The sequence below is a fragment of the Halarsenatibacter silvermanii genome (assembly GCF_900103135.1).
In the GTDB taxonomy this organism is placed as follows: Bacteria; Bacillota; Halanaerobiia; order Halanaerobiales; family Halarsenatibacteraceae; genus Halarsenatibacter; species Halarsenatibacter silvermanii.
Genome location: NZ_FNGO01000009.1, coordinates 53,788 through 66,446 on the forward strand (window position 1 = coordinate 53,788; position 12,659 = coordinate 66,446).

10 protein-coding genes and 1 riboswitch are annotated in these 12,659 nt (G+C 50.6%); of the genes, 8 read left to right on the top strand and 2 right to left on the bottom strand.

Annotation, left to right across the window (positions count from 1 at the left end; all coding sequences use genetic code 11):
* Positions 1 to 86 precede the first annotated feature (86 nt).
* From BLT15_RS06275 to BLT15_RS06295, 5 genes are all read left to right on the top strand, one after another.
* Entirely contained in the window at positions 87 to 614 is a 528-nt protein-coding gene (locus BLT15_RS06275; protein WP_089759811.1) for a hypothetical protein, read from the top strand.
* A 190-nt stretch (positions 615 to 804) separates the two neighbouring features.
* Complete coding sequence (locus BLT15_RS06280) at positions 805 to 1,998, top strand: M20 metallopeptidase family protein (RefSeq protein ID WP_234985530.1); 1,194 nt, start codon at positions 805 to 807, stop codon at positions 1,996 to 1,998.
* Between the two features lie 638 nt (positions 1,999 to 2,636).
* Complete coding sequence (locus BLT15_RS06285; protein ID WP_089759815.1) at positions 2,637 to 3,962, top strand: amidase; 1,326 nt, start codon at positions 2,637 to 2,639, stop codon at positions 3,960 to 3,962.
* Positions 3,929 to 5,713, top strand: a complete 1,785-nt coding sequence (locus tag BLT15_RS06290; RefSeq protein ID WP_159429842.1) for an ankyrin repeat domain-containing protein — start codon at positions 3,929 to 3,931, stop codon at positions 5,711 to 5,713. The genes BLT15_RS06285 and BLT15_RS06290 overlap by 34 nt, the downstream gene beginning before the upstream one ends.
* A 145-nt stretch (positions 5,714 to 5,858) precedes the next feature.
* A riboswitch (cobalamin riboswitch) is annotated at positions 5,859 to 6,049 on the top strand.
* 217 nt (positions 6,050 to 6,266) lie between these two features.
* The gene (locus BLT15_RS06295) at positions 6,267 to 7,580 is read left to right on the top strand and encodes an ABC transporter substrate-binding protein (RefSeq protein WP_089759819.1); all 1,314 of its coding nucleotides are present in this window, start codon (positions 6,267 to 6,269) and stop codon (positions 7,578 to 7,580) included.
* An 18-nt stretch (positions 7,581 to 7,598) separates the two neighbouring features.
* Here BLT15_RS06295 and BLT15_RS06300 read toward each other — a convergent pair whose 3' ends face one another.
* Positions 7,599 to 8,885, bottom strand: coding sequence for a PP2C family protein-serine/threonine phosphatase (locus tag BLT15_RS06300; RefSeq protein WP_089759821.1), 1,287 nt, complete (start codon positions 8,883 to 8,885; stop codon positions 7,599 to 7,601).
* 5 nt (positions 8,886 to 8,890) lie between these two features.
* The gene (locus BLT15_RS06305; RefSeq protein ID WP_089759823.1) at positions 8,891 to 9,085 is read right to left on the bottom strand and encodes a ferritin family protein; all 195 of its coding nucleotides are present in this window, start codon (positions 9,083 to 9,085) and stop codon (positions 8,891 to 8,893) included.
* Positions 9,086 to 9,416: 331 nt separating this feature from the next.
* Here BLT15_RS06305 and BLT15_RS06310 point away from each other — a divergent pair, with 331 nt between their 5' ends.
* Genes BLT15_RS06310 through BLT15_RS06320 form a run of 3 tightly spaced genes read left to right on the top strand, consistent with a single transcriptional unit; the run spans position 9,417 to position 12,638 of the window.
* Positions 9,417 to 11,153: an FAD-dependent oxidoreductase gene (locus BLT15_RS06310; RefSeq protein WP_159429843.1), complete on the top strand. Its 1,737-nt coding sequence runs from the start codon at positions 9,417 to 9,419 to the stop codon at positions 11,151 to 11,153.
* Positions 11,150 to 11,824: a succinate dehydrogenase/fumarate reductase iron-sulfur subunit gene (locus BLT15_RS06315; RefSeq protein ID WP_089759827.1), complete on the top strand. Its 675-nt coding sequence runs from the start codon at positions 11,150 to 11,152 to the stop codon at positions 11,822 to 11,824. The genes BLT15_RS06310 and BLT15_RS06315 overlap by 4 nt, the downstream gene beginning before the upstream one ends.
* Before the next feature lie 19 nt (positions 11,825 to 11,843).
* On the top strand, positions 11,844 to 12,638 hold the full coding sequence (locus BLT15_RS06320) for a creatininase family protein (RefSeq protein ID WP_089759829.1): 795 nt from the start codon (positions 11,844 to 11,846) through the stop codon (positions 12,636 to 12,638).
* The last annotated feature ends 21 nt before the right edge of the window (positions 12,639 to 12,659 follow it).

Consider the following 12,659-nt stretch of genomic DNA (forward strand, 5'->3'; position numbering starts at 1 on the left):
TTCCTTCATATTTGCCCACTATACTTCGAATTAGAAAGGACAGAGGGGAAAACAGAAAGCAAAATAAAAAGAGGAGTGATGAAATAATGTCAAACAAAAAATCAACAGTTATAGCGGGAATAATGGTTCTGGCTCTGGTGCTGGCAGGCAGCTGGGCAGCTTCGGGGTATCAGCCTCCCGAACGACAGGCTCCGGCAGAGCTCGATGAGGAACAGGCAGAACTTCAGCGGGATATCTGGAGAATGAATCAGCGTTTGGTCGCCCTCAATTATGAATATCAGGAAATTCTGCGGGAAGATGTCGATGAGGAGAGTCTGCTCGAACTTGAAGATGAGATCTTTGAGCTGCGGGATGAGCTCTTTCAGCTCAGAGAGGAATTCAGAAGCGAACGCCGACCGGAAAGAGAAGAATTTGAGACGGAAAGATACCGGGAGGATGAGCGCCGTTATCAACAGGATTCTTCTTTGAGATATGAATCTGGCGATACACGCAGAGATATGACCGATGATCATCATCGCGGATCGCAGGATCACCGGGGAAGCCGGGGTCAGCCCGGATATCATCATAATCAGGGCTTTCAGAATAATTTTTGTCCCCGTCAGCCGCGGCGATGAAAAATCTATAACAGCAGAGCAAATAAGCGGTCGCCCTTTTTCAGGGGCGGCTTTTTTTATGTTCTTCTTGTTATCAGTTTGGAAGCGAAAGCAGGGAGGTCTCGACCGGCTGGAATAGAAGTAATTATAATATATCAGGGGAAATTGAATGCGGGCGAATAAAATAATCAGAGGAGATGTGATATTGCTGATGGAGACTGAGCTGAAGAATGTGCTGACCGAACTGGAGCCGCAGATGGTGGAGATAAGAAGGGAGATACATCGCAATCCTGAGCTGGGATTTGAAGAGGAGGAGACCGCGGCTTTGATAGGCGAAACGCTGGCAGAACAGGGCATAGAAACTGAAACAGGAATAGCTAAAACCGGCCTGGTGGCGCTGGTAGGAGAGGAAGATTCTGAAGGACCGGTGGTAGGTATCAGGGCCGATATGGACGCTCTTTCTCTGAGCGAGCACTGCACCACCGATTACTGTTCGCGGGAAAAAGATAAGATGCACGCCTGCGGCCATGATGGCCATGTGGCGATAGCGCTGGGCACGGCGCTGGCGGCCGAGAGATTGAGCGAATATCTCCCCGGACAGATCAAGTTTATCTTCCAGCCGGCTGAAGAGGGGCCTGGAGGAGCTGAACCGATGATCTCCGAAGGCGTGCTGCAAAATCCGGATGTTGACTGTTTGCTGGCCCTGCACATCTGGGATAAGGCTGAGGCAGGAGAGATTGAGATAAAAAAAGGGCCTACCTTCGCAGCCATAGATGAATTTGATCTGGAACTCCGCGGTGCGAGCGCTCACGGAGCATGTCCTCACCACGGTAAGGATACTGTCGTCATAGCCAGCGAGATCATCCAGAAGCTGCAGAGTCTTGTCAGCAGGGAGGTGAATCCTGCTGCCGGATCGGTCATCTCCATCGGAAAAATACTCGGCGGCGATCGCCGCAACATACTGGCTGGTTCTGTGGAAATGGAAGCGACGGTCAGGGCGCTGAGTGAGGAAGTTCGTGACTTTTTGGAGAGAAGAATAGAAGAGATTATCTCGGGAACCTGTGCCCTCAACAACATCGATTATGATCTGGAATATAGACGATTATATCCGCCCCTTATCAACGATAAAGATCTGGCTGAGCTGGTGCGTCGAGAAGCCGAAAAAGTCGATAACGTCGAAAGAGTTCGGGTGGCCGAGCAGCCAACCATGGGCGGCGAAGATTTTGCCTATTTTGCCCGGGAGCTTCCCGCTTTCATGTTTTGGCTGGGAGGACAAAATCCCGAAAAAGGCATCACAGCTCCCCTGCATAATCCCAACTTTGACTTCGATGAGAGCATCATGAAGTCGGGAGCTGAGGTTTTTCTGCGCTCGGCCCGAAAGTTGATGATGGATTGGCAGGATTGATCCAGACCGGATTGATCCAGACCGGAGGAATCTCTCTATAATGAGAATCACCCCCTCTGCCCTGTCGGGGGAGGGGGTGATATTCTGGGGAGTTTTTTTAAGCTTTCACTTTTTCTTGATCTTTTTCATCCACTTATTATTTTAGAAAAATGGTCAGGCAAAGTCAAGGTGGAACAAAATAATTTTTAATTTTGATAATAGGATCTTCTTGTCTTAAGTTGGCAAATGGGTGTGTCAAAAACCTCATTTGGTTGTACTGTAAGATATAAAGCTTCGTTCACAATGAAATTTTTCCTTGGCTTAAGTTAAGTTTTCGGCCAAAAAATTGCGCTCCCTTCGCGAGAGCTCGTCCCTGAGCTCACGCTCAGCCCGGCACATCCTGAGCCGGGGACACTATTTTTTGGCCATGGACTTAACCTGAGTTGCGAAAAATTTCAAGTATCACTTTGCTTTATATCTTCCAGCCATTATTGTCATGATAGTGATCTTATACGATATCTATCAACTGATAACAAGAAGATTTTGATAATATTATCAGGTTTAGGCTATAAAAAAAGGAATTTTTTGGCCCGGGGCAGAATAAAGCAAAATAGGATCTTTGGGCTTATTGCCAGCCGATGTGAGAAGGAGATAAATTTATGGAAAAATACATAAACAGCTGCCGGCTTAACTCTTTGAGTGATGGACTGAAAGAAGGAGAGGAGGATTTGTCGGAGATAATTGATGAAAGTCTGAATCGGATCGAAAATTGTGAGGAGAAAATCGAGGCGCTGCTGCCGGAGCAGAACCGAGAAAAAAGGCTGCGGCGTCAGGCCGATAAATTGCAGAGGCGGGCTGAAGCCGGGGAAGATTTGCCGCTTTATGGTGTTTTGACGGGAATAAAAGATATATTTCATCTGCAGGGCTTTTTCACCCGGGCCGGGTCCAGTCTGGATCCTGAACTTTTGACCGGTGAGGAAGGTTATATAGTCAAAAAGATTCGCCAGGCCGGAGGGCTGATGCTGGGGAAGACGGTGACCACCGAATTCGCCTATTTTGCTCCCGGGCCCACGCGCAATCCTCACAATTTCGATCACACTCCTGGCGGCTCGAGCAGCGGTTCGGCGGCCGCGGTGGCTGCGGGCTACTGTCCGCTGGCTCTGGGTACTCAGACCGTGGGCTCGATAATCCGTCCCGCCTCATACTGCGGGGTGGCTGGCTTCAAACCCACCTATGATCGCATCCCGCGCGAGGGTCTTTTGCCGTTCTCCAGCTCCGCCGATCATATCGGTTTTTTTACCCGGGATGTAAGCGGTATGAGAAAAGCTTCCGCGGTGCTGGTGCCGGGCTGGGAGGAAGATAATGAGGATCTGGAGTATTCCCCGGGCGCAGAAAAGGGCAAAAAACCGGTGCTGGGGGTACCTGCTGATGCCTATCTCGAACAGGCCGATAATGAGGGGCTGCGGAACTTTGCGGAGACGAAAAAAGAACTCGAACAGGCGGGTTATCCGATCAAAAAGACGGAGTCTCTGTCAGATATAGCCGGGATCAACCGGGCTCATCGGCAGCTGGTAGCCTTTGAATTTGCCGAAGTTCACCGGGACTGGTATGAAGAATATTCGGACCATTATCGTCAGGGATCGATTCAGCTCATAGAAAAGGGGCGGGCGGTATCGAGCGCGGATTATCAGCGGGCTCAAAAGAGCCAGCAGCGGACGCGAAAAAATCTGCATGAGAAGATGAAGACAGCAGGAATAGATATCTGGATATCGCCGGCAGCCCCGGGACCGGCTCCTGAGGGGATCGATGATACCGGAAATCCGGTGATGAATCTGCCCTGGACTCATGCTGGTCTGCCCGCGATCTCGCTGCCGGCCGGAGGCAGCGATGAGGGGCTGCCGATGGGACTGCAGCTGGCTGGATATGCCGGCGGCGATGAAAAGCTTCTGGCGTGGGCGGCAGATATAGAGAAGATCCTGTTATGAGAAAGCAGGACAGAGCTCAAAAAGAAAAAGGAGGAGGGGAGGAAACCATGATCAAAAAGGCAGCGATTTTTATGCTAATTTTTGGTTTTATCTTTGCGATGACAGCCCTGACAGCGGTTGTGGAAGCGGAATCAAATCTTCTGGAGCTGGTTAAGGAAGAAACTCCCGAAAAGATAGAGGAAGCTTTAAAAGATGGGGCTGATGTGAATCAAACCGACGATAGGGGGAAAACTCCCCTGATTGTGGCAGCAGCCCACAACAGCCGGCCGGAAGTTATCGATCTGCTGCTCGATTACGGAGCCCGGATGGAAAGAAGGGACAAAAACGGTCAAACCGCTCTCTACCATGCTGCCCGGCATAATCCTTCTCCTGAGGTTATGAGAAAAATTATCTGGCGGGGAGCTGCCGTCAATGTAACCAGCGATGCCGGCTATACGCCGCTTTTGCGCGCCGCTGAGCTGGGAGCTGAGAATAAAGTGGAAATTCTGATCAGCAGAGGGGCGGAAATCGATCGCCGCGGACCAAAAGGGGAGACAGCCCTTATGCTGCTTATGGAAAATGACCCCTCCCCGGAGATTGTGCAAAGGCTTTTAAACGCGGGCGCTTCCCCCCGGCTCAGCGATGATCAGGGCAGGACTGCCCTGCACAGAGCCGCCGCCCGGGAACAGACAGATAATGCCAGGATGTTGATAGAGGCCGAAGCTTCCCCTGATCCCGGCGATCGGGAAGGGATTACACCCCTGATGCGGGCAGCAGCTAACAATGAGAGGACGGAGATGATCTCTCTTTTGCTGGCAGAAGGAGCAGAGCTGGAAAGCCGCTCTCGGACGGGCAAGACGCCTTTGATGAAAACAGCGGCCGAAAATGAATCGGTGCGGGTGATGGAATATCTGCTGGCGGAGGGAGCTGAAGTTAATACATCCGATGAAGAGGGGCGGTCAGTTTTACATCATCTCATCACCGGCCCGGCCGCCCGGCGAAAGCTGGCGGTGCTCATCGAAAAAAGCGATCCGGAGCTCAATGCGGCTGATAGAGAGGGAAATACTCCTCTGCATCTGGCCGTGGACAGAAAAGCTTCTGATTACGAGCTGATCGAAAAGCTTTTACAGGCGGGAGCCGATCCGAATATTCTGGACGGCAGGGGATACTCTCCTCTGATGATGCTGGCTGAGAGCAGCGACAGACCGGAACTATTTGAGCTTATGCTCAGGGCAGGGGCTGAACCCGACAAAACCGGATATCGCGACAAGACCGCCCTGATGCTGGCCGCTGAAAACACCTCCAGTCAGGAGGTAATATTTGCTCTGCTGGAGGCCGGAGCCGAGGTGCCCCGCCAGGATGCCCGGGGCCGGAAGGTCGTCGATTATTTAGAGGGCAACGAAGCGCTTTTCAACACAGAAGCCTACTGGGAGCTGCAGTATATGGAACCGGAGGAGCGAGAACTCGAACCGATGGAGTTCAAATCGAGAAGCTCGGCAACTTTGCGCGGACTGGCCCTGCCCTCGCTGGGCCATGCCTATGCTGACAGCTGGTGGCCTAAAGGAGCTCTTTTTCTGACCGGAGAGGCAGCAAGTCTGGGAATGGCGCTGACCCGGGATGACAGCAGCGATGCCCTGCCTTTTTATCTGGCTTTTGCGGCCTTAAAAGCCTGGGAAATTTACGATGTCAATCAGGAAGTTGGCGAACACAACCGGGAGGCGGAAGAGTACAACGAGCGGGTGGAGGAGTTTCACCAGCAATTTCAGGAATGAAAGATAGAGAAAACAGTATAAAAATAGGGGTTTCGGGCAGGAAAATGGCATAGAATCTCAAAATTAGATATTGAGAAAGTACTAAAGAAGAGTTAAAAAGCTTAAGACCCAAAAAAATAATATGCAAAAATTAATATGCAAAAGTGCATTCAAAATGCATTCAGGTGCCTCCGGTATAGCCGGAGGAGAATAGGGAATCAGGTTAAAAGCCTGAACGGGCCCGCCACTGTAACCGGTCAGGCCGGATTTTGTTCTGCCACTCGCTTTTAAAAGCGGGGAAGGCAAATCCGGATAAAGGCCGGAAGTCAGGAGACCTGCCTGATTGCTTTGCCTGCAGTTCCCCGATGGCAGGGAATGGTAGGTGAAGCCATTCAGAATTGACCGTGATTATTCGTGGTTATTCGTTGTTAAAAGGCGGGTCTGTCTGGTATTTTCACCTCATCACTCAACCTGTCGGGGTTGGGTTTTTTTATTTGCCCTGAGATTTTTACATAACTGCAGCAGATAAAATATTGCAAAACTTTAAAACCAACTTAAAAATGGGGGATTAAAAATGAAATGCAAAACGAGTATCTTTATGGTCTTTTTGCTGGTGTTTTCTCTGACGATTACGAGCTGTGCGGGCAGGGCAGCGGCTTCAGAAAATCCGCCGGAAAAGCCGGAAAAGCTCACCATCATCGGTGAATCCGGCATCGATGCCGAAGCCTATGAGGGAGTTTTGGCAGATTTTGCCGAGGAATACGGGATAGAAATCGAGTGGAGGGAGTATCCCTACGATGAACTCTGGGATCAGATAACCACCAGCATCATGGCGGGAGATACTGTAGATCTCGTCCGGCTCAGTTCCTCCTGGCATGCTGAGCTGGGCGAGCTGGGAATGCTGATTCCTCTGGAGGAAATTGCCGCCGAAACGGAGCTGGGAAAAGCTGCGGAGATTTATTTTGACAGCTCTCTAGAAGCTCTGCGCTCTCACGATCAATTGTGGGGGCTGCCCATAACGGCCGCCTCTTTGATGTTTATGTACAATGAGGATATGCTGCACGAACTCGGCTATGAATCCCCGCCGGCAACCTGGGAGGAGATGGTAGATATGTCCCAAAAGGCTATCGACGAAGGGCTGGCCGAGTACGGCTTTTTCCCCGGCTGGGTTTCCGCTCATGAAGACGGCATGGTCTGGTTTGATCTCATGCTCAAACTGCACGACGGCAGCTGGATGAACGAGGACAAAACTGAATGGACATTCAACGATGAGGCCGGTGTCAAAGCTTTAACCTTTATGAAGGAGATGCTGGAAAAGGAAATCGTGCCGCAGGCAGCTCTGGAGGTAAGCGACTGGGATAATTATCATCACTTCACCTCCGGAGAACAGCTTTTTGAGATCAACTGGGGATTTGTCTACGGGCCGGCGACCGATCCGGAGGCTTCGGAAATTTCTGACTCGGTGGGTATAGGTCTTATACCCGGCATAGAAAGAGAGAGCTATACTGTTTTAGGAGGAAATGGCTATGCTGTTGCCGGCACTTCCCGCTCACCCGAATGGGCCTTTGAGCTTTTGCAGTACATGGCGGGCAAAGAGGGGGCCGCGGAATATCTGACCCACCACGGCAGCGATGTTCCTGTGAAAAATTTTTACGAAGATCATCCCCAATTTCCCTCCGAAGAGTTTCCGCTGATGGAGCCTTACTCCGAACAGATTGAATATGCCGGGTTTCGTCCCAGCCGTTATCTGACCTGGTATTCCGAATTCAGAGATAATATCTTTACTCCTGTCATGCACGAAGCTCTGCTGGGAGAAAAGGAGATCGAAAAAGCTCTGGATGAGGCGCAAAAAGAAGCGCAAAAAAAGCTGGAAGCAGAAGGCTTATAAAAAAGCTTATAAATCGGATCAGTCCCTGTACTGCAGGAAATAAAGCCGGCGGTAAAAATCATCATAGGTTATATTTGTCCGTCCTTTTCGGGGCTTAAAGTTTTCCCGCTGAATATCGAAGGCGGTGAAATTGTCCCGGTTGAGAAGCTTTTTCCAGTTCTCAATGCTGCCGGCTTTATCTTCCAGCTCCAGCAGGGTGTAATCATCGTTTTTAAAAGCCCTTATCCCTGCGCTGTGCTCATTCAGACTTTTTTGAGAGCCGGTAAGCTCTGTCAGCAGCTTTTGCAATTCAGCGCCGTCTTTAAGGCCGAAGCCTTTATCGATAAAGGCGACGATCTCTGAGGCTTTTTCCTTGAGCTTATCGTCCCCGCCCAGCTGCCAGCTCTGCATTTTTCCGCCCGGACGCCCCAGGGCCAGATAGGTTATATCATCATCGGTCGGCTCGCCCCTGTTAAAATCGTCAAAATCCTGTCTCAGCGCCTCTCTTAAAAAGGGAGCGGGCAGATTCCTGCAGTCGTTTAAAACTTTTTCCAGCCGATCATCATAGTACATCTCTCCCTCCCGGTGCTGTTCCAGCAGACCGTCGGTGGTCAAAAGAAGAGTATCGTTTTTCTCCAGGGTGATCTGCTTTAAGGGCCGGACGTCTTTTTGCAGGCCGAGCCCGGTCGAGATGGGCAGGCCGCCCGTGGGTATCTCTTCTGTATTTTTCTGCGGACTGATACGGAAGACAGGAAAATGCAGGCCGCCTGTGGTGTAAGAAAGGGTATAATTGTTGAGATCCAGCCGACCCAAAAAAAGGCAGACTAGATAATCGTCCGGAAAGCCCTCTTCCTGATACCGATGATCGATGAAATTCATCAGCTCTGCTGTAGATACTTTTTCGCCGGGATTATGCCGCAGCCTGAAATAGCTTTCGATAGCATCGTTGACGAATATGGAAAGCAGGGTGCTGTCTATGCCGTGTCCGGAGACGTCGAAATAATAGATCAGATACTGGTTTAAGAGCGAGCTCATGGCCCCGTGATCGATTTGAAATACATTGTAATAATCGCCGCCGGTGTATTCAGCCGGGCGATAATAGGTATTGATAAATAGATCTTCGGGCTGAGGGATATTATCAGGCAGCAGCCTCTGGTGGATGCGGCGGGCTTTGGTCAGCTTATTGTCCAGCTCTTCTTCAAGCCCGGCTATTTCGTTATTCTGAGATTCAATCTGCTGCTGATGAGTTTTGACCTTCCTGTTTAGTCTATAAAACAATATCGCCAGCAAGATAGCTGCCGCGGTGAGCAGAGAATAAATCGCCACGAACTTCACTCTCTGCTTTCTTTCAGGGCTTCATAGCGGGAGCGGAGTATTTTCTCGTGCTGCTTTTCGTCCGAGATCAGCTGCTCATAAAGCTGTTGGGTTTCTTCGTCATCGGCCAGTTTTTTCAACTTCCTGTATTTCTGCTGGGCATCCCGTTCATCCTGAATGGCTTCCTCGATAGTCTCGAGCAGTTCTGACATGTATATACACCTCCTGCATGCTTTAAAGATGATATATTTTATCACAGCTTTTATAATTATTTTAGCTCAAAATTTGGCGATCAGATCGGCTCGATCATCTCCCCGGCAGCCCGAGAGTTTTCTATCATTGTATTATAAAAATCACTTATAATCAACATCGACGATCTTGCTGCTGCCATTTTTTTGTGCTATTATTAGAAGTGTCCAAAAATACGACCTATCTTATCGGGTTTAAACAGAAAAATTAATTTTTTAATTTTCAGTTTTTTGTTTTCCGCCTGATTCAGGAGATCATCTCATATTTATGGGCAGAGATCGAGGGGGGAGATCGTTGGAATATATCGAGACCGAGGTATTGGTTATAGGAGGCGGTGCTGCCGGAGCCAGAGCTGCTCGAGAGGCTTCCCGGCGCGGACTGGAAACTGCCCTGGTTTTAAAGGGCAAATTCCAGCGCTGCGGTAATACGATAATGGCTCCCGGGGCGATAGCTGCGGCCGGCAGCTGGGGCAGAGAAAATGACAGCAGGAGATTGCATACCGAGGATACTATAGCAGGGGGAGCGGAGCTGAATGACCGCAGGCTGGTAAAGATCATGACCGAAAAAGCTCCGGAGGAGATTCTGGAGATGGAAAGGATAGGGGCATTATGGCAGAGAGAGGATGACGGTGTTTCCTATTCTTTGAAGTCCGGAGGAGGTCACAGCTATCCCCGCAGCCCCTATCTCGAGGATCGCACCGGTCGAGAGCTGATGAGAGCTTTGGCGGGGGAGCTGCAGAAAAGAGATGTTTTAATAGCTGAGGATGTTTTTATCACCCGCCTGATAAAAAAATCCGGCCGCATAGTGGGAGCAGCGGGGCTGGACCGGGAAAGAGGAACTCCCGTCGTGTTCAGCAGCAGATCGGTAATTCTGGCGGCGGGAGGAGCCGGCAATCTCTATAAGAATACGAGCAATACGAATGATATAACCGGTGATAGCTATGCTCTGGCCTTTGAAGCCGGGGCAGAGCTTATAGATATGGAGTTTGTGCAGTTTTTCCCTATGGGCTTTCTTTTTCCCCGCTCGCTGCGGGGGGCTCTGGCGGCTCTCCCCTATTATTCGCACCTTTATAACAGCGAAAAGGAGCGCTTTTTGAAGAATTACGATCCTGAGAGGATGGAGCTTTCAACCCGGGATGTGGTCTCCAGAGCTATGTTCAAAGAGGTCCAGAAAGGACGCGGCACTCCCCGCGGGGGTGTGTGGTGTGATATGAGCCATAAAAAGCCCGGTTTTATCGCAAAAGAGCAGCCGGCCCTTTACAGCACCTATCAGGAGATAGGTTTTGATCCGGAAGAGGATCTTCTGGAGGTGGCCCCGACCTGTCATTTCTTTATGGGTGGGGTTAAGGTGGGAACGGACTGGTCTACCTCCCTTCCCGGTCTCTATGCTGCGGGGGAGGTCGTTGGAGGAATGCACGGAGCCAACCGCTTAAGCCAGAATGCTCTGGCCGAACTGCTGGTCAGCGGCGCTGAAGGAGGGAAGGCAGCCGCCCGCTTTGCCCGCGAAAATCGAAGGGCTGGAATTTCCGGGGAGGAAGAAGCTCAAAAGGTGAGAGATAAAGTCGGACGCCTTCTGGGTCCAGCTGAATCGGAGACATCTGCTGCTCCGCGCCGTCCCCGGGAATTCCGGGCTGAACTCAGGGAGATTATGTGGGAGAAAGCCGGAGTTTTTAGAACCGAATCCTCCCTGGAAAAAGCCCGCAGCAGAGCGGCGAAAATGCTTGCCGGCATCTTCTCCCGGCAGAGAATGGCGGGGGATTTCCCCGGAGAGAACAGGGATTTAATTACAGCCCTGGAGAATGAATTTCTTCTCAAAACCGGATTGTGCGTTGCCGAAGCCGCACTCCATAGAGAGGAGAGCAGGGGTGCTCATTATCGGGACGATTATCCTGAAAGGGATGACCAGAACTGGTTTAAAAATATACTGCTGACCTCTGCTGAAAGAGCAGAGGACGATAAAACGGCGTTGGATCTGGCAGCTATCCCTGTGCCGGGGTCTGATCTGGATGAAAAGAAGGGTGATAAATCATGAATGAAAAAGCTGAGGTTGAGGTTTATCGATATTTTCCTGCCCGCGATAAAATACCGGGTTATGATTTTTTTGAGGTCCCCTTTTCTGAAGGAATTAAAGTGCTCGATGTCGTCCAGCATATTTACAGAAATCTCGACGGTACTCTCGGTTTTGATTTTTGCTGCCGCAACAGCGGCTGCGGGCTCTGCGGGGTGACTGTCAATGGCGATCCTGCTTTGTTGTGCCGCAGGCCGGCCGAGAAGAAGATGACTATAAAGCCGCTGCAGAATTTTCCGGTCAAAAAAGATCTCAAAATCGACAGAGGTCGATTTAAAAACCAGCTCTCCCGGCTGCGGCTTTTTCTGGAGAGGAGAGAGAAGCCAGCCGAGGAACCCGAAAAGATCGATATGGCAGCTTTTGCTGATTTTAAGGAGGCCAGCAGATGTATCGGCTGTCTTAACTGCACGGCCGCCTGTCCGGCCTATGCCGAAAATTCTTCTCATTTTAAGGGGCCGGCAGTTTTTGTTCAGCTGGGCCGGCATTTTTTCGATCCCCGCGATGAAATATCCCGGGACCTTATGGCCCTGAGCGAAGGGGTCGAACACTGCTGGCACTGCGGGGCCTGCATAGAAGCCTGTCCTCATGACCTGCGTCCGCAGAGGATTATAGAGAAAATCGCATCGATAGAATAAAGAGGAGGGTTACTAAATTATGTCCGAAAAACGTTCGTCCGTCTGGTTGAATGAGCTCACCTGGCAGGAAGTGGAAAAATATCTGGAGGAGAAATCGATTATCGTTCTGCCTGTGGGCAGCACAGAACAGCACGGTCCGGCCGGACCGCTCGGGCTTGATACCTATGCCGCGATAGCCCTGGCAGAGGACACGGCCGAGAAAAAAGAGGTTTTGACCGTCCCCCCGCTCTGGTTTGGAGATTCTTCCCATCATCTGGGTTTTCCCGGCAGCATCTCGCTCAAAACTGAAACTCTAAATTCAGTGATTAAGGATGTGGTCAGCTCGCTGGCCCGGGGAGGATTTGACAAATTTCTCGTCATCAACGGCCATAAAGGGGCCAATCTGGCCGCAGTCTCATCCGCGCTGAAAACTCTTCATGAGGAGGAATTCCCCGAAAAAATAATGGCTCTGGCCGATCCTCTGCACCTATCAACCGGTATATCTCCGCAGATAAAGGAGACAAATGAACATCACGCGGGCGAGCTGGAGATCTCCCATATCTGGCACAAATATCCCCGGCTCATAAAGGAGGATAAACTGACCGAGACAGGTGTAGATCTGAAGGAAGTGCTTTCTCCCTTTGCCAGGGAGGATCTGATGGATCCGAGCGGAGACTATATAGAAGTTTTCTGGAACAGTGAAGAACAGAGAGAATTCGCCCCTGAAGGATCTTTTTCTCCGTCCGCAAAAGCCAGCAAAGAAAAAGGTCGGAAATATCATGAATATATGGTGGAGCGTCTGGGCGAATTCATCGACTGGATGCGGCAGGCCTGATTTATTCAATCCACTGGAGGG

Excerpts from the sequence above, each read along its gene's own strand:
- BLT15_RS06315 (WP_089759827.1), top strand. The coding sequence starts at position 11,150 with ATGAATGAAAAAGCTGAGGTTGAGGTTTATCGATATTTTCCTGCCCGC.
- BLT15_RS06320 (WP_089759829.1), top strand. The coding sequence starts at position 11,844 with ATGTCCGAAAAACGTTCGTCCGTCTGGTTGAATGAGCTCACCTGGCAG.
- BLT15_RS06305 (WP_089759823.1), bottom strand. The coding sequence starts at position 9,085 with ATGTCAGAACTGCTCGAGACTATCGAGGAAGCCATTCAGGATGAACGG.
- BLT15_RS06285 (WP_089759815.1), top strand. The coding sequence starts at position 2,637 with ATGGAAAAATACATAAACAGCTGCCGGCTTAACTCTTTGAGTGATGGA.
- BLT15_RS06295 (WP_089759819.1), top strand. The coding sequence starts at position 6,267 with ATGAAATGCAAAACGAGTATCTTTATGGTCTTTTTGCTGGTGTTTTCT.
- BLT15_RS06275 (WP_089759811.1), top strand. The coding sequence starts at position 87 with ATGTCAAACAAAAAATCAACAGTTATAGCGGGAATAATGGTTCTGGCT.
- BLT15_RS06280 (WP_234985530.1), top strand. The coding sequence starts at position 805 with ATGGAGACTGAGCTGAAGAATGTGCTGACCGAACTGGAGCCGCAGATG.